General features: G+C 62.1%; 16 protein-coding genes and 1 pseudogene. 11 read left to right on the top strand and 6 right to left on the bottom strand.

Going from position 1 to position 20,175, the window contains the following annotated elements:
* Nucleotides 1-5: 5 nt before the first annotated feature.
* The 5 genes from BF95_RS01145 to BF95_RS01125 form a co-directional block, all read right to left on the bottom strand.
* A complete protein-coding gene (locus tag BF95_RS01145) occupies nt 6-1,493 on the bottom strand; it encodes an aldehyde dehydrogenase family protein (RefSeq protein ID WP_051519801.1) in 1,488 nt (495 codons plus the stop codon).
* Nucleotides 1,490-3,133, bottom strand: coding sequence for a GMC family oxidoreductase (locus BF95_RS01140; protein ID WP_043148722.1), 1,644 nt, complete (start codon nt 3,131-3,133; stop codon nt 1,490-1,492). Before BF95_RS01140 ends, BF95_RS01145 begins: the two co-directional genes overlap by 4 nt.
* Nucleotides 3,130-4,500 (bottom strand): MFS transporter, encoded by a 1,371-nt coding sequence (locus BF95_RS01135; protein WP_043148721.1) that lies wholly within the window; start codon nt 4,498-4,500, stop codon nt 3,130-3,132. Before BF95_RS01135 ends, BF95_RS01140 begins: the two co-directional genes overlap by 4 nt.
* Before the next feature lie 80 nt (nt 4,501-4,580).
* The gene (locus tag BF95_RS01130) at nt 4,581-5,513 is read right to left on the bottom strand and encodes a PDR/VanB family oxidoreductase (RefSeq protein WP_043148720.1); all 933 of its coding nucleotides are present in this window, start codon (nt 5,511-5,513) and stop codon (nt 4,581-4,583) included.
* Between the two features lie 147 nt (nt 5,514-5,660).
* A complete protein-coding gene (locus tag BF95_RS01125) occupies nt 5,661-6,974 on the bottom strand; it encodes a Rieske 2Fe-2S domain-containing protein (RefSeq protein WP_037479160.1) in 1,314 nt (437 codons plus the stop codon).
* A 220-nt stretch (nt 6,975-7,194) separates the two neighbouring features.
* Here BF95_RS01125 and BF95_RS28130 point away from each other — a divergent pair, with 220 nt between their 5' ends.
* From BF95_RS28130 to BF95_RS01105, 5 genes are all read left to right on the top strand, one after another.
* Nucleotides 7,195-7,782 (top strand): TonB-dependent receptor plug domain-containing protein, encoded by a 588-nt coding sequence (locus BF95_RS28130; RefSeq protein WP_200866859.1) that lies wholly within the window; start codon nt 7,195-7,197, stop codon nt 7,780-7,782.
* Complete coding sequence (locus BF95_RS01120; RefSeq protein ID WP_200866858.1) at nt 7,674-9,446, top strand: TonB-dependent receptor; 1,773 nt, start codon at nt 7,674-7,676, stop codon at nt 9,444-9,446. The genes BF95_RS28130 and BF95_RS01120 overlap by 109 nt, the downstream gene beginning before the upstream one ends.
* Before the next feature lie 59 nt (nt 9,447-9,505).
* Nucleotides 9,506-10,285 carry an SDR family NAD(P)-dependent oxidoreductase gene (locus BF95_RS01115; RefSeq protein WP_051519799.1) on the top strand — a complete coding sequence of 260 codons (780 nt, stop codon included), beginning with the start codon at nt 9,506-9,508 and terminating at the stop codon, nt 10,283-10,285.
* Nucleotides 10,286-10,430: 145 nt separating this feature from the next.
* The gene (locus BF95_RS01110) at nt 10,431-11,474 is read left to right on the top strand and encodes an aromatic ring-hydroxylating dioxygenase subunit alpha (protein WP_043148825.1); all 1,044 of its coding nucleotides are present in this window, start codon (nt 10,431-10,433) and stop codon (nt 11,472-11,474) included.
* Between the two features lie 71 nt (nt 11,475-11,545).
* Nucleotides 11,546-12,277: a MerR family transcriptional regulator gene (locus tag BF95_RS01105; protein WP_043148719.1), complete on the top strand. Its 732-nt coding sequence runs from the start codon at nt 11,546-11,548 to the stop codon at nt 12,275-12,277.
* On the opposite strand, the gene BF95_RS01100 is transcribed toward BF95_RS01105, so the two are convergent.
* A complete protein-coding gene (locus BF95_RS01100) occupies nt 12,264-13,367 on the bottom strand; it encodes an NAD(P)-dependent alcohol dehydrogenase (RefSeq protein WP_043148717.1) in 1,104 nt (367 codons plus the stop codon). The genes BF95_RS01105 and BF95_RS01100 overlap by 14 nt on opposite strands.
* 221 nt (nt 13,368-13,588) lie before the next feature.
* Here BF95_RS01100 and BF95_RS01095 point away from each other — a divergent pair, with 221 nt between their 5' ends.
* The 6 genes and pseudogenes from BF95_RS01095 (at nt 13,589) to BF95_RS01070 (ending at nt 20,084) form a co-directional block, all read left to right on the top strand.
* Nucleotides 13,589-14,650 carry a cytochrome P450 gene (locus tag BF95_RS01095; protein ID WP_200866857.1) on the top strand — a complete coding sequence of 354 codons (1,062 nt, stop codon included), beginning with the start codon at nt 13,589-13,591 and terminating at the stop codon, nt 14,648-14,650.
* Nucleotides 14,651-14,691: 41 nt separating this feature from the next.
* Nucleotides 14,692-15,141, top strand: a pseudogene (locus tag BF95_RS28615) (helix-turn-helix domain-containing protein); the annotation flags it as partial.
* A complete protein-coding gene (locus BF95_RS25975; RefSeq protein WP_235209509.1) occupies nt 15,039-15,773 on the top strand; it encodes an IS630 family transposase in 735 nt (244 codons plus the stop codon). The pseudogene BF95_RS28615 and the gene BF95_RS25975, both read left to right, overlap by 103 nt.
* Entirely contained in the window at nt 15,770-16,054 is a 285-nt protein-coding gene (locus tag BF95_RS01080; protein WP_043148712.1) for a cytochrome P450, read from the top strand. The genes BF95_RS25975 and BF95_RS01080 overlap by 4 nt, the downstream gene beginning before the upstream one ends.
* 90 nt (nt 16,055-16,144) lie before the next feature.
* Nucleotides 16,145-18,508 carry a TonB-dependent receptor gene (locus BF95_RS01075; RefSeq protein WP_043148711.1) on the top strand — a complete coding sequence of 788 codons (2,364 nt, stop codon included), beginning with the start codon at nt 16,145-16,147 and terminating at the stop codon, nt 18,506-18,508.
* Between the two features lie 145 nt (nt 18,509-18,653).
* On the top strand, nt 18,654-20,084 hold the full coding sequence (locus BF95_RS01070) for an aldehyde dehydrogenase family protein (RefSeq protein ID WP_043148709.1): 1,431 nt from the start codon (nt 18,654-18,656) through the stop codon (nt 20,082-20,084).
* Nucleotides 20,085-20,175 lie beyond the last annotated feature (91 nt).

The raw sequence follows: 20,175 nt of genomic DNA, 5'->3' as shown, positions 1-20,175 counted from the left end.
GCGCCTCAGTCCAGGTTGATCCAGACCGCCTTCGTCTCCAGATAATCCTCGATATGGTGCGCGCCGGACTCGCGGCCGAAGCCGCTCATGCGATAGCCGCCGAAGGGGACGGCGGGGTCGAGCATCTGGTAGCAATTGACCCAGACGGACCCGGCGCGGATGCCGCGCGCCATGCGGTGCGCTGTGGCCAGGTCGCGGGTCCATACGCCGCTTCCCAGGCCAAATTCGGTGGCGTTGGCGCGGGTTAGAACCTCCTCGATCGTGTCGAAAGTGAAGGCGGAGAGGACCGGACCGAAAATCTCTTCCCGCGCGATCGTCATGTCGTCAGCGACATGGGTGAAGATGGTGGGTTCGATGAAATAACCCGCATCATAGCCAGCGCCGCTCATGCGATTGCCGCCGGTCAGCGGGCGGGCGCCTTCTGTATTCGCGCCTTCGATGAAGCCGAGGATCTTGTCCATCTGGGGCAGGGAAACGACCGGACCCATCTGGGTGGTCGGGTCCAGCGGGTCGCCGACCTTGATCGTCTTCGTGAAGGCGGCGAGGCGCTCCATAAATTCGTCGTGGATTGTGCGTTGCACGAACAGGCGCGTGCCCGCGCTGCAAATCTGCCCGGCATTGGCGAACACGGCCATGGCGGCGGCGGGGACTGCCTTGTCGAGATCAGCGTCGGCAAAGACGATGTTGGGCGACTTGCCACCCAGTTCCACCGTTACACGCTTCATCGTCCCGGCGGCGGCGTGCAGGATTTTTTCGCCGACGCCGGTGGAGCCGGTGAAGGCGATCTTGTCGACGTCCGGGTGGCTGGAGAGCGCCGCGCCTGCATCGCCAAGGCCCGTGACGATGTTGATGACGCCGTCCGGCACGCCCGCTTCCAGGCACAATTCGCCAAAGCGCAGCGCGGAGAGGGGCGTCTGTTCGGCGGGCTTCATGACGAGGGTGCAGCCGGTGGCCAGCACCGGCCCCGCCTTCCACACCGACATGCCGATCGGGCCGTTCCACGGGTTGATCGCTGCGACCACGCCGATGGGTTCCTTGAGCGTGTGGGAGAGGACGTCGCCCATGGCGCTGTTGTCGATCGTGTCGCCCGCGATCAGCGTCGCTTGCCCCGCATAATAGCGCAGCAGCGCACCGGCGCGCGCCTTGCCCATGATCGTGCGGCTATAGGGTGCGCCAAGGTCCAGCGTGTCGAGCATCGCCAGTTCCTCGAAATGCTGCTCCACCAGATCGGCAAGGCGCAGCATGATGCGCTGTCGCTCCACCGGCTTCATCCGCCGCCATGGCCCCTCGAACGCAGCGCGGGCCGATTTGACCGCGCGGTCGACATCCTCCGCGCCGCCCTGCGCCACGGTGGCGAGCAGATCGCCGGCGGCGGGATTGCGGGTCTCGAACCGCTGCCCCGACAAAGCGGGGACGCGCTGGCCGCCGATCAGCATGTCCTGATGCGGGGTGTCGAGGAGGGCGGGGCGCGGGGGGATGATGAGCTGGGTCATGAAGGATTCTTTCGGGCGGCGATGTTGGATGTGACGGCGTCTTGCAGGATGAACTGAAATGCGCGCTGGGCGATCATCATGGTGGGGGCGGAGGTGTTGCCGCTGATGATATCCGGCATGACCGACGCATCGACGACGCGCAGGCCGGATACGCCGCGCACGCGCAGGCGATTGTCCACGACGGCCATCGGGTCGCTGTCCGGCCCCATCTTGCAGGTGCCGGTGGGGTGATAGGCAGTGTTGACGATCTTGCGCAGGGCGCCATCGATCTCGGCGTCGCTTTGATGCTGCGTGCCCGGTTCGATTTCCGCGCCGGTCATGGCGGCGAGCGCGGGCTGCGCGAAGATATGGCGGCAGGCGCGGAAGCCGGCGATCAGCGTTTGCATGTCATAGGGATCGGCAAAGAAATTGGGATCGATGACTGGCTTGTCTTCCGGTCGGTTGCTGGCCAGTCGGACTGACCCCGCGCTTTTGGGGCGCAGTAGCTGAATGAGGCCCATATAGCCGTGGCGGCGGGGGACGGAGCGGGCGTCCAGCTTCAGCCCGGCGAGGAAGGTGATCTGGATGTCGGGGCGACCCGTTCCGTCGGTGCAAAGGAAGCCGCCCGCCTCCGCGACATTGGAGGCCAGCATGCCTTCGCGCTTCAGCAGATATTTGAATGGGCTGGCCAGGATGCGGGGCAAGACCTTGGCCGACACGGCATAGGATTCCGCCGACGGGTTTTCCATCGCGACATGGACGGTGGGATGGTCCTGCAAATGCGCGCCGACGCCGGGCAAATGGTGGACAAGGTCGATGCCCATCTCGCGCAGATGATCCTGCGGCCCGATGCCCGACAGCATCAGCAGGTGCGGGGAATTGGTCGCGCCCGCACACAGGATGATCTCTCGCCGCGCCGCGATGGTGCTGCGCCCCCCGTCCGTCCCTATTTCCAGCCCCACCGCGCGACCCCGGTCGAACAGGATGCGGCGGACCATGGTGTCCGCCATGACGGTCAGGTTAGCGCGATCCAGCGCGGGATGGAGGAAGGCGCGGGCGCTCGACAGGCGGGTGCCGTCGCGCTGGTTAAGGTCGTAGCGGCCAAATCCGTCCTGGCGATCGCTGGCGAAATCATCATTGCGGCGATGCCCCGCCTGTTCCGCCGCATCGACGATAGCGGCGCTCACCGGATTCCAGCTTTTGGGTTTCTGCACGTCCAGTTCGCCGCCCTTGCCGTGCCAAGGCGTATCGGGACCGGCGTAATTTTCAACCGCCTTGAACGCGGGCAGGACATCGTCATAGGCCCAGCCATCATTGCCCGCATCGGACCAGCCGTCATAGTCCGCCCGTTGCCCACGAATATAGACGCCACCGTTGATGGCGCTGCATCCTCCGAACAGCTTGCCGCGCGGAAAGTTGATCGTGCGGTTGTTGACGGCGGCGTTGCCGGTCAGCGCCTGTTTCCAGTTATATTTTTCGTGCGGCAGCAGGAAGATATTGCCGACCGGCATCGCGGTCTTGAGGTTGACCGGCCATTTTTTGTCGGATGGCCCCGCTTCGATCAGGGCGACGCGGTTGGCCGGGTCGGCCGACAGGCGATTGGCCATCAGGCTGCCCGCCGAGCCGGAGCCGATCACGATATAGTCGAAGCTGTCGCTCATAGAATTGCGTCCTTGCGGCCGAGCGCGGGCACATGGCCCCGTACGGCGATGAAGCCCAAGGCGTTGACCAGCATCAAGACCGCGAGCGCGCCGAAAAAGCCGAGATTGCCCCAATCGATCAGGACGGCGCCCGCCACCGCGCTGACGATCGCGCCGATGCGGCCAGCCGCACCCATCAGACCCAGGCCCCGCGCGCGCAGTCCGGTCGGGAAAGCGTGCGCACCGACCGCGAACATGGCCGATTGCGCGGCGCTGGCGAAGAGGCCGAGCGCGCCGAGGCAAGCGAGGACAGCGCCTTCGTTGCGCGCGCCACTGATGGGGAGGAGGGCGAGGGTGGCGCAGACGGCCGTCCCGACGATCGCCATCAGGATCAGCACCGGGCGCGATCCGAAGCGGATGATGGCCAGCGACGCGATCATCGCGCCGATGGTGCCGCCAATGTTGAAGCTGGTAAGGCCAAGACTAGCGGTCTGCAGGCCAAAGCCCGCGCTGGTAAGCATGGTCGGCGCCCAGTTGAACATGAGGTAGATCATGAACATGCCGGAGAACATCGCGACCGACAGCGCCAGCGTGTCGCGCAGCAGGGCCGTGCCGAACAGGTTGCGCATCGGTTCGTAGCGGGGCGCTTCCCCGGCGGCGAGGGGGATGTGGGCGACAGAGGCGGGATCAGGGTGGCCGATGCGGCGCAATATACGGTCCAGTTCAGCGGCGCGATCGGGCCGTTCCGCCAGATAGCGGGGGGATTCGGGCAGGATGAACCAGAGCCACGCGACGAAGATCATCGTCACGCTGCCGCCGATATAGAAGAGCCAGCGCCAGCCAAGGCCCGGCAGGATCAGCGCGGCCGCGACACCGCCCAATATCCCGCCGATCGACACGCACACCACGCCGAAGGTCACGGCGACGCTGCGCCAGCGGACGGGGGTGAATTCGGCGATCATGGCGCTGGCGGTACCGGGGACGCCGCCAAGGCCCACGCCCGCCAGCGTCTTGAGCGCAGCGACTTGCCACAATGTCGTGGAAAAGCCGGTGAGGAGGGTCGCAACGCCGAAGATGGCGACGCCGATGATGAGCGCGCCGCGCCGTCCGAAGCGATCGCCGACCCAGCCCGACGTCAGCGTGCCGATGGCCATGCCGACAAAGCCCAGCGCGAACACGGACCCCAATGCCGTCCGGTCGATGCCCCATTCCTGGAGCAGCGAGGGGGCGGCGAGGCCAAGCATCTGATTGTCGAGGCCGTCGAGAATGACGGTCGCGGCGATCATCAGCACGGACCAGATCTGGTAGGACGACATGGGTATGTCATCCAACATGCCCCCTGATCCCGCCGGACTGCTGCTGCTGCCTTCTATCGTGGCGACCGCCAAGATCGTCTCCTTGAGCCTGGGCCGTTTGCGGCCGCTTCATTCATTTGTCGGCGTGACATTGAAAAACCGGAATATCGCAATCAGATGTCGAGGACGAGGTTGGCACTTTTCGACCCCGAACAGCAGACCATGATCGACCTGTTGGCGGCTTTGTCGTCATCCGACAGGAAATGGTCGCGATGGTCGGGAATGCCGTCCAGCACCTTGACCTCGCAGGTTCCGCAAATTCCTTCCGAACAAGCAAAGCCGACATTGACACCGGCGCTGAGCAGCGCGTCAAGCATCGTTTCGCCTTCTTCCACCGCGATGGTCTTACCGCTCCTGGCCAGTTCCAATGTGTAGCCGCCCTCGGTCGCCATTTGGGTTTCGGCCGAGAAATATTCGATATGGGCATGGCCCTTGGGCCGGTCGCAATTGATCGCCACGAAAGCATCAAGCATCCCGCCGGGGCCGCAGCAATAGAGATGCGCGTCGGCAGGCGCAGCGGCGCAGATGGCTTTGAGGTCGAGGCGGCGGCCGCCGGGAATGCCGTCATAGGCGATTTCCACCCGGTCATAATCAGACAGGCGATCGACATAAGCGGCGCGCTGCGGCGAGGCGGCGACATAATGGAGTTCCCAGCTACGCCCAAGTTTTTCCAGCCGCGCGATCATGGGCAACATCGGCGTAATGCCGATCCCGCCACCGATCATCACGGTGTGGCTGGCATCCTCCACCATCGGAAAATTGTTTTTCGGTTCCGAGATGTCGAGGATCTGGCCGACCTGCCATTTTTCATGGATGTGGCGCGATCCGCCGCGACCGTCGATCGCATGATGGACGGCGATTTCATAATAGCCGCGAATGGCGGGATCATTGACCAACGAATAGCTGCGCGCCAGTCCGGGGGAAAGCTGCACGTCGATATGTGCGCCGGGATCGAAGGGCGGCATCAGCCCGCCATCGACCGGTTCGAGGATGTAGCTGTTGATGCCTTCGGCTTCCCAGCGGATATTCTTCAATCGTGCGCGCATCACCCTCTCCGTCCGGTGCGATGCGTCTCTTGGCAGGGCCGGGGCGCCATGGATCGGCGAACCGGACAAACCGCAATGCGTGTCGTCACCTCTATCATCCTTGTCTGAGGTACCGGGGCATGGATCGCCCCGGCCCTTATATATGTGTCACTCAGCCGCTTCGACCTTGTCGGGCCAGCGTACCGCCTTGGCCAGTGCCGATTCATAGGCGTTGGCGAGCGTGTCGCTGGGGTCGTGCAGGAAGGAGCCTGCGCGCGCGCGATAGAAGATGCTGGGGTCTTCGATCCCCGGTGGCAGCGTGCCCTTGTTGGCGAGCGCGCGGGCGGCCAGCAGCACGCGGCGGCGCACGCGGGCGATCATCTGGTCGGTGGGGGCCAGATTTTCAAAGCTGTGGTCGGTGATCGGCCCCATGCTTTCGGTCACCGCCTGATCCTGCATCGTGATGTTGGGGATGCCGGTGAACTGGGTGCCGTTGCGCTGGGATTCACGGTCGATCGCCCAGTCATTCTTCTCGCTATCGGGCGAGCGCCAGCGGCCAAACCAGTCGGTGGTCGTCGGCGCATATTCGAGCGGTGCGAACAAGGGCGTGCCGTCCTTGAGCGTCGACGTATAGGCCGGGTTGCCCGCATCCACGCCACAGGTGATGTCGAACAGCATCGAATGTTCGTCGTCCATCGGCACCCAGGCGCGGGCAATGGCGCGCGTGGCGAACCGATTGTTGGGCGTCTGCGTCCAGAAGGGGAACATATAGTGGGCGACGCGCCAGCTCATCTGGCCATCATCGTTCGGGCGATAGCCGCCATACATGACGCCCCAGTCGGCCTGCGCCACTTCATAGTCGGGCGCGCGGTTGAGGACGGTCGGGCGCATCGGATGATCCTCATCCAGATCGTCCGCCTCGATCGAGCCGACATGCAGGAAGCCGACATGGCTGGTGTCGATGTCACCCTCCAGCGCCTGAAGCCAGTTGCAGTCGCGCTGCAGGCACCAGATTTCGGCGTCGGGGTGCATCGTCGCTTCGATTTCCGGCAGGGGTGGCGGGGCGGACTGGTTTTCGCCCATATAGACCCAGATCAGGCCGTTGGCTTCGTGCGTCTTATAGGCCTTGGCATGGACCTTGTCCTTGAAGTCCATGCGCGCTGGGACGGACGGCATGTCGACGCACTTGCCATCGACGTCGAACTTCCAGCCATGATAGACGCAGCGTATGCCGTTTTCCTCGTTGCGGCCGATGAACAGCGATGCGCAGCGATGTGGGCAGCGATGGTCCATGATGCCTACGCGACCTGAGCTGTCGCGGAAGGCGATCAGCTTTTCGCACAGGATCATCAGGCGCAGCGGATCGCCATCGGCGGCAACTTCGGACGACAGGCAGGCGGGCAGCCAATATTGGCGCATCATCGTGCCCATGACCGTGCCCGGTCCTACCCTGGTCATGTCGGCGCTATCTGTGGACTGCATGAGTTTTTCAGCCTCTTCCTTGCTTTTCGTTATCGGCGCGGCGTGAATCGAAGCCAGCACCATTCCCTGATCCCTGACTAGAGCCACTCCACGCCCCGCCCCAATCGGAATGTGGTCGGACCATTCATTAACCGGGACGATGCTATTGCGCCTCTTTTGTTTTTGCTGCTTCACGGTTGGCAGACGGCATCAAGCCGTGTTGTCAAGGGAGAGTCCGGGAATGCCTTTCAGCCTCAAAACATCCTGCGCCATGGGCGCGATCATCGCCGCCATGACGAGCGTTTCGGCCTTGGCGCAGGCCGATCAGCCAGTGCCGCAGGACGCCGCGCCCCAGCAGGCGATCTTCCCCGAAGACATCGTCGTCACCGCCGAGCGGCGCGAATCGACGGTGCGCGAAGTGCCCTTTTCCATTGCGGCGTTCGGCGGCGAATTGCTGCGCGAGGCGCAGGTCTACAGCCCCGCCGCGCTGACGCAGCAGATGCCGGGCATAACCATCAACACCGCCGACAAGTCGCTGTCGATCGTCGCGATCCGTGGCAATGTGTCGACATTCCGTACCGCCACGCTGGACACGCCGGTCGCCTTTTTCATGGACGACGTCTATTATGTGTTCAACAACGACCTGAACGCCAATTTCTACGACACCAACCGCGTCGAAGTGTTGCGCGGCCCGCAGGGACATTGTTCGGGCGCAATGTGGTGGGCGGCGCGATTGCGGTGGTCACCAACAATCCTGAGTTCAATGATGATTATTTCGCCCAGATCAGTGGCGGCAATGGCGGCTTCGTGCGGAGCGAAGGGATGCTGAACGGCGCGCTGGTCGATGACAAGATTGCCGGCCGCTTCGCGTTCAGCACTGAACATAGCGATGGCCTGATCGACACGCCCAACCAGTCGGGACGTTACGGCAAATATGACAGCTATTCGGCGCGCGGCAAGCTGCTGTTCCAGCCGACCGATACGCTGCAGGTCGTCCTGTCGGGCGACTATAGCTATACCAAAGGCAATGGCGGGGCGATCCAGCTCGGCATTGGCGGCAATCAGGTCATACCCGATACGTTCGGTGCCTATACCGATGACGAATGGACCAATAACGACTTCGTATCGTCGCCCTATCGCCAGCGGCTGCGCGGCGGCTATCTGCGCGGCGACCTCGACCTGCTCGGCGGCACGCTGACGTCGATCACCGGCTATCGCATGAACGACAGCCGCGCGATCAACGACGACGTGCCGGTGGGGACGGTCGTGCCGGTGTTCGACCGCCGCCAAGTGGTCAAGAACCGCAGCTTCACGCAGGAAGTGCGCTTCGCATCGGCACCGGGCCGCTTCTCCTATGTCGTGGGTGCCTATTTCCTGTCGGCGGATGTTTCGACCACCAACATCTTCTTCTACAGTCCGCTGCCCGGATCGGCCGTGCCCGGCAGCATCCGCCGCAATCCCGACGTCACCAACATCACGCGCGTCCAGGACGGCAATGTCCGCAGCCTAGCCGTGTTCGGCGAGGCGACGTTCGAAATCACCGACAATCTGGCCGTGGTCGCGGGCGGTCGCTACACGTCGGATCGCAAGAAGGTCGATTATCGTGCCTTTTCGACGACGGATGCAGGGGCCATCCCCGGTTTCGGTTTCCCCGGCGAAGTGCGCGCATCGGGCGGCCGTACCTGGGACGCCTTCACGCCGCGCTTCACGATCAAGTTCGAGCCGACCCAACAGATCAACATGTATGCGACCTACGCCAAAGGCTTCAAATCTGGCGGCTTCGTTGACAATGCCTATCGCGACCCGACCATTCCGCTGGAGCCGGAAAATGCCGAAAATTATGAAATCGGCGCGAAATCCCGCCTGTTCGACAACAAATTGGACCTGAATGTCGCGCTGTTCCACCAGACGACCAAGAATCTCCAGAATTTCTCCGGCGCGGGCGGCATTGCCCATACCTATAATGGCACGCTCAAGATGAAGGGGATGGAGGTCGAATCCGTTATCCGCCCAGTCGAGGATCTACGCCTGACCGCCAATTATACGCATTTGGTCGGCACCTATACCGATCTGCGCGATCCGCTGGTGAACCTCGATTATTCGGGCAATCCGGCCAAGTTCGCACCGCGCGACAGCTTCACCGTCGGCGCGGCCTATACCGGGCGACTGGGCAATGGCGCGACACTGACGCCGCAGGCGGATTTCAACTTCTCTACCCGTATTTCGACCGACGACGCCAATACGCTGCGGCTATATGACAATCTGCATCGCGACACGCGGGGCCGGACACTCAATGCGCGTCTGAATTATGAAACCGCCGATGGCCGTTTCCAGATCGGCCTGTGGGGCAAGAACCTGACCAACAATTATCAGATCGTGAATGCGGACGACATCACCGCCTTCCTGGCGGTACCCGGCAACGGCACCACCTATTGGAAGATCTTCACCAACACGCCGCGCACCTATGGCCTGACGCTGTCGATCCGCCGCTGACCAACGGCATGGGCGGGGAGGCCGCGGCCCTCCCCGCCATTTTATTGTAGGACGATATCATGAGCGATCACTTCACGCTGCCAGCCAATGGCAGTTTTTCCTTTGCAGGCCGCACCGCACTGGTGACGGGCGGTGGCCGTGGTGTGGGCGAGGCGGTGGCGCGCGAAATCCATACCGGGGGCGGGCGCGTGGCTGTGAGTGATGTCGATATCGATGTCGCGCAGGCGGTGGCGGCCTCGCTCGATCCGTCGGGCGAGACGGCGATCGCCTTGACGCTGGACGTGCGGGAGAAGGCGCATTTCATCGCTGCGCGCGATCAGATGGCGGACCTGTGGGGCAAGGTCGACATCGTGGTCAACAATGCAGGCTTCGCCAAGCGCACGCCGACGCAGGATATCGCCCCGGAAGAGTTTGACGCGATCGTTCAGATAAACATGCGCAGCGTGTTCCTGAGCTGCCAGATATTCTCCGACCATATGCGCGAGAATGGCTATGGGCGGATCGTCAATATCACCTCGCTCGCCGGGCAGAATGGCGGGACGGTGGCCTCCCCCCATTATGCCGCGTCGAAAGCCGGGGCGATCATGCTGACCAAATATTTCGCGCGCTATCTGGCCGGAACCGGCGTGACCGTAAACGCCATCGCCCCCGGCCCGATCGACACCGCCAAGGCGCGGCTGTCGGCCGAACAGATTGCGCGGGTCGAAGGCGAAGTGCCGGTCGGCCGCTTCATGGCCGTGGGCGAGATCGCGGCGGCGACCGCGCTGCTGGCGTCGGACCGGGGCGGGTTTTTCGTGGGCGCGACGCTGGACATGAATGGGGGGCTGTATTTGCGGTGATCCCGCTTTACCGTCTTTGTTTCCCGCTTTTCTTATGGCGCTATTGGATTGCAATTGGCGGTTCTGCGTGGGCCATCCATAATCACAACCAACAATAGGGTAGCGCCGGAGCCCTGAACGGCCCGGCCGGATAATGGAGAGCAGCATGTTCATTTATAACGCATGGTATGTGGCCGCTTTCGCCGCCGATATCGAACCGGGCAAGACGCTGGGGCGCAAATATCTGAACAAGGCGGTCGTGCTGTTCCGCACCGAAAGCGGCGAGATCGCAGCGCTGGAGGACCGGTGCAGCCATCGCGCGATGCCGCTCTCTTCGGGCCATGTCGATGGCGACGTCATCCGCTGCTGCTATCATGGCGTGGAATTTGACGGCAAAGGCACCTGTACCCGCATTCCCAACCAGGCGCGTATCCCCGCCGCCGCCAACGTCCGTCATTATCCGGTGGTGGAAAAGGATCATCTGATCTGGATATGGATGGGCGAACCGGCGCTGGCCGATCCGTCGATCATCGTCGATAGCCCGGAACATAATGATCCGGCCTGGACGTGGCGGCCCTATAATTTTCCGGTGAAGGCCAATTGGCAGCTGATCATCGACAATATCATGGACCTGACCCATGTGCCCTATATCCATGCGCGCACGATCGGCGGGAACCCGGAGCAACATTATAATGCCGATACCAAGGTCGAGTTCGACGGCCGCAAGGTGACGTTGCTGCGCAAGATGCCCAATTCGATCCCACCCAAATCCTATATCGACGCTGGCGGTTTCAAGGGCCGGGTCGATCGCTGGCAGGAAGTGCGGTTCGAGCCGGGCATCGGCATGACCTGCCGCGTCAATGCTGGCGGTTGTGATGCTGGCACGGGCGCCTATGAAGGCAAGCGCGACAATGGCTTCATGCTGGCCAACAACCATTTCATCACGCCGGAGACGGAAACGACCAGCCATTATCTGTGGACCATCTGCACCACTGCGCCCAAGGAAAGTGGTGTGCCGGACGTGCTGTTCGACCAGTTTTTCGATACCATCACCGAGGATGAGGAAACGCTCGAAGCGCAGCAGCGCCGGATCGACGACGAACCGGAACGGGCATTCGTGGGCATCGCCAGCGACGGCGCGGTCAACCAGGCACGCCGACTGCTCAGCGCGATGCAGGAAGCGGAGGATGGCGGCAAGGTCGCGGCCTGAACCACCGGGCCTTGCGTATATACGTAACATAGCAGCTTGCCCTGTCCGGTGCGCCATGCTGTAGCGCCATCATGAAGATGCGCGAACTGGAGGATCGGACGGGGGTTCATCGGGAGACGATCCGCGTCTATCTACGCGAAGGATTGATCCCGGAGCCAGAGCGGCCGCGCAAGACGGTTGCCGACTATGGTGAAGAGCATGTCCAGGCGATCCTGTCCGTGCGTCGGCTCCAGCGTGAGAACCGGCTGACGCTGGCACAGATCAAGGCGATCATCGGCGGCGAAGGCACCGAAGGGCGGGTCGAGGCCAGCGCGTTCGACCAGCTGGAGCAGCTGGTCGCACACCGCGTCGGCGTCGATGGGCCACCAGTGACGATCGCTTCGCTGCTGGAACGCTATCCGCATGCGGCGGAGGATGCCCGTACGCTGGCGAAGATCGGCATATTGGATATCATCGAAACGGATCAGGGCGAGGCGCTGAGCATCACCTGCGCGCAACTGGTGCGCATCTGGGGCGACATGCGCAAGGCCGGGTTCGATCAGCGGCTGGATTATACGCCTGACATTCTGGGCTTTTACACTGAGGCGGCGGATTTCGTCGGACGCTGGGAAGCGTCGACCTTCATGGAACGGGTCGACGGGCATATCGATGTGGCGGAAGCAGCCACCATGGTCGAACATGCGCTCCCGCTCATGCTGGATTTCTTCGGCTTGATGCGTCAGCGCGCTTTCTTCCGCCATGTCGAGGCGATCCGCGCCGGCAAGGAAACGGATCGCCCGGCGGTCAAGGTCATGCCATCGTGAGCACAGCCTTGACGCAGCGCCCGCTATGCTGGTCCTCGATCGCCTGGTTGATGTCTTCCAGCCTATAGGTCGTTATCAGCTTCTCGAACGGAAACATTCCTTTCGCATTGAGCGCGATCAGTTCGGGCAGGAAGGCCTGTGGATCGGCATTGCCTTCGGTCACGCCGCAGATTGAGATGCCAAGCGACAGGAGGGTAAGGATGTTGAGGCTGATCGCCGCATCCAGCGCCTTGGGCACGCCAACGATGGCAAGGCGCCCCAGAGGGGCAAGAGAGGCCACGCCGGAGTCGATCGCCGGGACCGCGCCTGACGTGTCCAACACGCAATCGACGCCTTGGGGCAACAGCTTGCGCAACTGTTCGGCGGTGTCGTCCGTGGTCACGTCGATGACATGGGTCGCGCCCAGGTCGAGCGCCATGGCGCGGCGTGTTCCCAGTGGATCGGCGACAATAATCTGCCGCGCCCCCGAAGCCTTCGCCGCCATGACGGCGCTCAGACCGACGGGGCCGCCGCCAGTGATCAGGATGCTCTCGCCAGCCTGAAGTTTGAGCGCCTTCATCACCGCGCCTGCCCCGGTCATGATACCGCAGCCCAGCGGGCCGAGCAGTTCGAGCGGTGCCTCGGTCGGTACCTTCACCAGATTATGGGCGGCTGCGATGGCGTGGCTGGCGAAGGAGGATTGGCCGAAGAAGTGACTGCTGACCGGCGCTACGCCGTCATGCAGGCAGGTCGAGCCGTCCGCCCGGCAGCCGCCAAAGTTAAGCGCGGAAAAATCGCGGCAATAGGCTGGGTGCCCGGCCACACATTGGGGGCATTGGCGGCAGGCGGCAAAGCCCATCACGACGCGATCACCCGGCACGAGCGTGGTGACATCAGCGCCGACCGCCTCGACGATGCCCGCGCCTTCATGGCCCAGCACAGCGGGCAGGGGCGTCAGCAGCAACTGATCGCGCACGACGATATCGGTATGGCACAGGCCCGTCGCGACGATCCGCACCAGCACTTCGTCGGCGCGCATATCGGACAGGGTGAGCTGCTCTAGCGTAAAGTCACCACCCGCTATCCGGGCGACAGCTGCCTTCACTTCCATGGGTCTTCTCCTATTCAATCTTTGGGTTCGTCATTCAGTTTCGGGGACGGAAACGGATGAATTTGGCCGTAAAGCCGCGCACTTTCTGCGATTCCCGTTCCTGAAAGGCTGAATGGTCCGACCTCTTTTTACGATTGACGAATCCGCTTGTCCATAGTTACGTAATGGAAATACGTAATACGTAAGTGTCCCTAGGACAGCGTGTAGGAGAGGGTAGTTTCATGGCGACTTCGCTGGATGCCGACGTGCGTCCCATCATCCCCGACGATATTGCGCGGATCGTGATCGCGCCCAAAAGCTACACGGACGACGCGACGATCTATGGCGCTTTTCGCTGGCTGCGCGAACATATGCCTTTGGGTATCGCACAGGTGCCTGGTTATGACCCGGTGTGGGTCGTCACCAAACATGCCGACATTAAGGAAGTGGAACGCAACGGCAAGCTGTTCCACAATGCCGATCACAACCCGATCCTTGTCGATCAGGCATCGGACGCCTTCACGCGGGACATCAACGGCGGGTCGATCCGCATCTTGTCGTCGCTGACCTATATGGACCCGCCCGAACATGCGTCCTACCGCACGCTGACGTCTAACTGGTTTCTGCCCGGCAAGATCAGCAAGCTGGAGGATCAGATCCGCATGCTGGCGCGCCAGTCGGTGGACAATCTGCTGAGCTTTGATGGCGAATGCGATTTCGTCCGCGATTTCGCGCTGCATTATCCGCTGCGCGTCATCATGACGCTGTTCGGCGTGCCACCCGAAGACGAACCGCGGATGCTCAAGCTGACGCAGGAGTTTTTCGGCGTGCATGATCCCGAGGAACAGCGGCCCGAAATGGCGGCCGACCCGGTCGTTGCGGCAAAGCAGTGGGCAGCCTCGATCGAGGATTTCTATACCTATTTCGACAAATTAAGCGCTGATCGCCGGGAAAGGCCGACCGACGATCTGTTGTCGCTGATCGCCAATTCGCGGATCAACGGTGCGCCGATCCCGCGCGACGAGGCGAATGGCTATTATGTCGCGATCGCCACGGCGGGCCATGACACGACGTCATCCTCTACCGCCGGTGGGCTGCACGGGATGATGGTCTATCCCGAAAATTGGGCCAAGGTGAAGGCGGACCCGTCGCTCATCCCCGGCCTGGTGGATGAGGCGATCCGCTGGACCAGTCCGGTCAAGCATTTCATGCGCAATGCCACCGCCGATACGCAGGTGCGCGGCATGGATATCCGCGCGATGGAACGGCTGATGATCTGTTATACCAAATCTCTGAGAGCGTGACTCTGGAGGGGGTTGCCAAGAGGTGCGCGGCTTGATTCAACATGGCGAACAGCTGGAGTTTTGCCATGCCGATCCCTCTTCGTCCCGATTTTGACGCCGCCGCGACCAGGGCAGCGGCACGCAGATCGAAAGATGGGGGGCAAGCCCGGCGATTGCTTGCGCTGGCGGCGATCTATGAGGGAGCAAGCCGAACGGAGGCGGCGCGGCTCGGCGGCGTGACGTTGCAGATCATCCGAGACTGGGTTGTGAAGTTCAACGCAACCGGGCCCGACGGATTGATTGACCGCAAAGCCCCTGGGCAGCCGTCGATCCTGAATGCGACCCATCGCGCGGCTTTGGTAGAGGCAATCGAAAGCGGTCCGATCCCGGCGGCTCATGGGGTGGTCCGGTGGCGGATCATCGATCTGGCACAATTGCTTTGGGACGAATTTGGCGTGTCAGTTTCAAGGCCAACATTGAGCCGCGAACTACGAGCGCTTGGCTACCGCAAACTTTCCGCGCGGCCCAAACATCATGCTCAGGATCCAGAGGCGATCGAGGCCTTCAAAAGGGGGGCTTTGCCGCCGAGTTGGACAAGGTCAGAGCGTCCCTCCCGCGCGGCACGCCTGTAGAAATCTGGTTCGCGGACGAGGCCCGGATCGGGCAAAAGAACAAGATCACCCGGCGATGGGCGAAACGGGGGACACGCCCCTCGGCGCCACAGGACCAGCGTACGAAATCCGCCTATATCTTCGGTGCAATCTGTCCCCAGGAGGGAAAGGCGGCAGGGCTCATCCTGCCATTTTGCAATACCGACACGATGAACCTTCACTTGGCAGAAATCTCATTGGCGGTTGCGCCCGGCGCTCACGCGGTGCTCCTCATGGACCAAGCCGGTTGGCACCTGACCCCAAAACTCGTGCTTCCGCCCAATATCTCCATCGTGCCAATCCCTTCGAAAAGCCCCGAACTCAATCCGCAGGAAAACATCTGGCAATATATGCGCGACAATTGGCTATCGAACCGGGTGTTCGGTTCCTATGAAGAGATTGTCGACCACTGCACCTACGCCTGGAACCAGCTCGTCGATCGACCATGGAAGATTATGTCCATCGGCCTCCGAGACTGGGCACACGGGTTATGATCAATGAATCTTGGTATTACCCGTCGGGCAATCGCGACGAGGCGGTGTTTGACGACGCTGACCGCTTCGACATTACCCGCTCGCCCAATCCGCACATCGCCTTCGGCTTCGGTCCGCACATGTGCCTGGGCCAGCATCTCGCCAAGCTGGAGATGCGCATCCTGTTCGAGGAATTGCTGCCGCATCTCAGGTCGGTCGAAATGGCGGGCGATCCCCGCATGGTCGAGACCAATTTCGTCGGCGGGTACAAGGCGCTGCCGATCCGCTTCACGAAGAACTGACGCACATCGCCGCTGGATCACCGTCAAAGCGGGACCGGCGCACAGGCCGAGGATGGGAACATCCGGGCGATAAATGGGAGGAGTCTGAACATGACCAAGAGGATTATCACGCTGGCCGCCACCGTATCGGCCGTTGCATTGCATGCGCAGGCCTGGGGCCAGACCGACGCCGCGCCACAGGCGACATCCTCGGGCCTTGGCGACATCGTCGTGACGGCACAGAAGCGCGAGCAGGCGATCAACGATGTGCCGCTGTCGATCACCGCGGCATCTGGCGAGAAGCTGGCGAACCAGGGCATCACCAATGTCGCCGATCTGGTAAAGATCGTGCCGGGCTTCAACTATACCGAGAGCGCGTTCGCAACGCCTGTCTACACATTGCGGGGTATCGGCTTTTACGACACCAGCCTGGCTGCCAAGCCCACCGTCAGCATCTATCAGGATCAGGTGCCGATTCCCTTTTCCATCATGACGCGCGGCGCGACGCTCGATCTGGAGCGCGTGGAAGTGCTGAAAGGGCCGCAGGGCACCCTGTTCGGATCGAATGCGACGGGCGGCGCGATCAACTATATCGCGGCCAAGCCGACCTCAACCTTCAAAGCCGGTCTTGACGCGGGTCTGGACAGTTTCGGGCAGGTCTCGGGCGGCGGTTTCATCAGCGGGCCGATCAGCGACACAGTGTCGGCGCGGGTCGCGGTGCGGACCGAGCAGGGCGGGGCATGGCAACGCAGTTACACACGCGATGAAAAGCTCGGCGATCGCAACTTCACCACGGGCCGCATCCTCATCGACTTCGAGCCGTCCGATAGCGCACGCTTTTCCCTCAACCTCAACGGTTTCATCGACAAGAGCGACGGGCAGGCAGCGCAACTGATCGGCGTGGTGCCGCTGGGCAATCCAGCGCGGCTGGGGCCTCTGGCCACCTATCCCATCGCGCCGCGTAACAATCGTGATGCCGACTGGACGCCGGAACAGAAGCCCCAACGTGACGATTGGTTCTATCAGGTTTCGTTTCGGGGCGATATAGATGTGACCGACGATGTCAGCCTGACCTCGATCAGCAGCTGGTCGGAATATCATAACGACCAGGATATCGACCCGGACGGCGTTGCCCTGCGTGACTATTTCTACAACACCACAGGAAAGATCACGGCGCTGTCGCAGGAATTGCGTCTGCAAGGGCGGACCGGCGGCCTGACCTATATTCTGGGTGCCAACTATGCGCGCGAAAAAACCTATCAGCAGGATGATGCCGGCCCCTACGACCAATCGACATCGGCCTATAATTTCGTTGACGCCGGCCTTGGCATCCCCTTTTTCGTCTACAGCCAATATGCACGCCAGAAATTCGTCAACAAGGCGGTGTTCGTCAATCTGGACTATGACATCGGCAACAGCATCACCCTGCATGGCGGGGTGCGTTATACCAAGACCAATATCGATTTTGCCGGTTGCACGGCCGATCGCGGTAATGCGCTGGGACTGGGGATCGAAAATCTGGTCAACTTCATTCGCGGTGGCGCAGGGCTGGCACCCATCGACATTCCCACCAATGGTTGCGTCACGATCGACGGATCGACGCTGACCGTGGGCGAAGTGCGTAAGTCGCTGGACGAGGATAACATGTCCTGGCGCGCGGGTGTCGATTACAAGCCGAGCAGGGACGTGCTGCTCTACGCTTCCGTCAGCAAAGGATACAAGTCGGGCAGCTTTCCGCTGCTGTCGGCCAGCGACGCCAACCAGTTCAATCCCGTCACGCAGGAATCCGTGACCGCTTATGAACTCGGCGCGAAACTGACCTTGCTGGAGAACACCGCCCAGATCAACGGCGCACTCTTCTATTACGACTATAGCGACAAGCAGTTGAAGGGCCGCGTGATCGCCAATCCCAATGTGTTTGGCCCGCTCGAAGCGTTGGTCAATGTCCCGAAAAGCCGGGTCAAGGGCGCGGAAATTCAACTCGACCTCGCGCCGACCGATGGCCTGCGCGTCAGCATCGGCGCGACCTATCTCGACACACGGATCAAGGGCAGTTTCGTCAACTATGACAGCTATGGCAACCAGCTGGATTTTGGCGGATCGGCCTTTCCCTACACGCCCAAATTTCAGATCGTGACCGATGCCCAATATGACTGGGCGCTCAGTGACGATGTCGAGGCTTTCATCGGTGCCAATCTGAATTTCCAGAGCGATACCAAGGCTGTGCTGGGCAACGCCCGAGCCACGCCATCGGCGGACCTGAGCGCGCAAGGTGGCCTGACGATCGAGGATTATACGCTGATCGATCTGCGCGCAGGGCTGTCCTTTGCCGACAAGCGCTACAAGATCAGCGCCTTCGTGCGTAACCTGGGCAACACCTACTACTGGTCCAACGCCACGCGAATCACGGATACGACGGTCCGTTTTGCCGGACGACCACGCACGTTCGGCGCGACCCTGTCGGCGCGCTTCTGACCCGCTCTCCCTGGGCCGCGCCCTGAAAGGCGGGCGCGGCTCTTTCTTTTCGATCCCCGGAGACATGTTCCATGACAGCACCCGTTTCGATCGCAGCCGGATTGCATGGTGACGCCGGTTTCGAGGTCCGCCTTCCACAGCAAAAATGTTAATCGGCCGATCATGGGAAGCGGCCGGGGACGGCCGCGTTATCGACGTTGAAGACCCGGCGACAGGACGAGTTTTCGCCAGCGTTCCGGCGGGCAGCGCAGCCGATGTCGATCGCGCTGTGGGTGCAGCACGGGCCGCGTTCGAATCAGCCGCCTGGAGCCGGATGCGCCCGCTCGATCGCGGCCGGATCATCGAGGCGATCGCGCGCAAGATCGAGAATCATGCGCAGGAACTGGCGCTGCTCGAAAGCTATGACAATGGGAAGGCGGTGCATCATGCGCTGGCGGTAGACGTGCCTGCCGCCGTTGACATCTTCCGCTACATGGCGGGCTGGGCATCCAAGATTTATGGGCAGGTAAACCCCATTTCCGGCGATGGTCGCCAATATCACAGCTACTCGGTGCGCGAGCCGATCGGTGTCGTCGGCCAGATCGTGCCGTGGAATTATCCGCTGGCGATGGCGGCCTGGAAGATCGCGTCGGCGCTGGCGGCGGGCTGTACCATCGTGCTGAAGCCGTCCGAAGTCACGCCGCTGACAGCGCTGCGCTTGGCCGAACTGGCGCTGGAGGCAGGGCTGCCCGAAGGCGTGCTGAACATCGTCACCGGCTATGGGCATGAGGCGGGGCAGGCGCTGGTCGAGCATCCGGGCATCGACAAGATCGCCTTCACCGGGTCGACCCGCGTCGGCAAACACATCGTCCAGACCTGCGCGAAAGACCTCAAGCGTGTCACGCTGGAACTGGGCGGCAAGTCGCCCTCGTTGATCTTCGCCGATGCCGATCTCGACAAGGCGGCGATCGGCGCGGCGCTCGCGATTTTCTTCAATTCAGGGCAGGTCTGCCTTGCCGCCTCGCGCCTCTATGTCGAACGGTCGGTGTTCGACAAGGTGGTGGACGGCGTGGCGCAGGTGGCCAAGACCTTCAAGCTCGGCCATGGGCGCGACCCCGACACGATGCTCGGGCCGCTCGTGTCACGTACGCAGCAAGCACGGGTGATGGACTATATTGCGCAGGGTCAGGCAAGCGGTGCCGAATTGGTGACCGGCGGCGGGACGGGCGGGCAGGACGGCTATTTCGTGGAACCCACGATCTTCGCCAACCCCAGTGCCGAGGCCAGCATCGTGCGCGAGGAAATATTCGGGCCGGTACTGGTCGCCACTCCGTTTGATGATGTAGACGATGTGATCAGGCAAGCCAACGATACCCGCTACGGCCTTGCCGCTAACATCTGGACCCGCGACCTGTCGCGCGCGCATCTGACAGCGCGCCGATTGCAGGCCGGAACGGTCTGGATCAACACCCATGGCATGAACGATCCGTCGGCACCCTTTGGCGGGGTGAAGGAATCGGGCTGGGGTCGCGAAGTCGGCGAGGAAGGCGTATTGCATTATACCGAGACCAAGACGATTACGGCGCTCTTAGATTAGACAGGTTTATTCTTGGCAGACCCATATGAATTACAATGTTTGCCGACATGTGGGGCGCGCGATCAAGATTCTCTTTATAAGTGAAGGATCG

It is taken from the genome of Sphingobium sp. Ant17 (genome assembly GCF_000588875.1).
Classification (GTDB): domain Bacteria; phylum Pseudomonadota; class Alphaproteobacteria; order Sphingomonadales; family Sphingomonadaceae; genus Sphingobium.
Note: the sequence above shows the minus strand (reverse complement) of the source record. Positions and strands in the feature narration are given on the sequence as shown.

What these genes read in the sequence shown, in the direction of transcription:
- BF95_RS01080 (WP_043148712.1), top strand. Translation starts at nt 15,770, where the DNA reads ATGATCAATGAATCTTGGTATTACCCGTCGGGCAATCGCGACGAGGCG.
- BF95_RS01145 (WP_051519801.1), bottom strand. Translation starts at nt 1,493, where the DNA reads ATGACCCAGCTCATCATCCCCCCGCGCCCCGCCCTCCTCGACACCCCG.
- BF95_RS01140 (WP_043148722.1), bottom strand. Translation starts at nt 3,133, where the DNA reads ATGAGCGACAGCTTCGACTATATCGTGATCGGCTCCGGCTCGGCGGGC.
- BF95_RS01110 (WP_043148825.1), top strand. Translation starts at nt 10,431, where the DNA reads ATGTTCATTTATAACGCATGGTATGTGGCCGCTTTCGCCGCCGATATC.
- BF95_RS01125 (WP_037479160.1), bottom strand. Translation starts at nt 6,974, where the DNA reads ATGCAGTCCACAGATAGCGCCGACATGACCAGGGTAGGACCGGGCACG.
- BF95_RS01095 (WP_200866857.1), top strand. Translation starts at nt 13,589, where the DNA reads ATGGCGACTTCGCTGGATGCCGACGTGCGTCCCATCATCCCCGACGAT.
- BF95_RS28130 (WP_200866859.1), top strand. Translation starts at nt 7,195, where the DNA reads ATGCCTTTCAGCCTCAAAACATCCTGCGCCATGGGCGCGATCATCGCC.
- BF95_RS01130 (WP_043148720.1), bottom strand. Translation starts at nt 5,513, where the DNA reads ATGCGCGCACGATTGAAGAATATCCGCTGGGAAGCCGAAGGCATCAAC.
- BF95_RS01100 (WP_043148717.1), bottom strand. Translation starts at nt 13,367, where the DNA reads ATGGAAGTGAAGGCAGCTGTCGCCCGGATAGCGGGTGGTGACTTTACG.
- BF95_RS01115 (WP_051519799.1), top strand. Translation starts at nt 9,506, where the DNA reads ATGAGCGATCACTTCACGCTGCCAGCCAATGGCAGTTTTTCCTTTGCA.
- BF95_RS01075 (WP_043148711.1), top strand. Translation starts at nt 16,145, where the DNA reads ATGACCAAGAGGATTATCACGCTGGCCGCCACCGTATCGGCCGTTGCA.
- BF95_RS01070 (WP_043148709.1), top strand. Translation starts at nt 18,654, where the DNA reads ATGTTAATCGGCCGATCATGGGAAGCGGCCGGGGACGGCCGCGTTATC.
- BF95_RS01105 (WP_043148719.1), top strand. Translation starts at nt 11,546, where the DNA reads ATGAAGATGCGCGAACTGGAGGATCGGACGGGGGTTCATCGGGAGACG.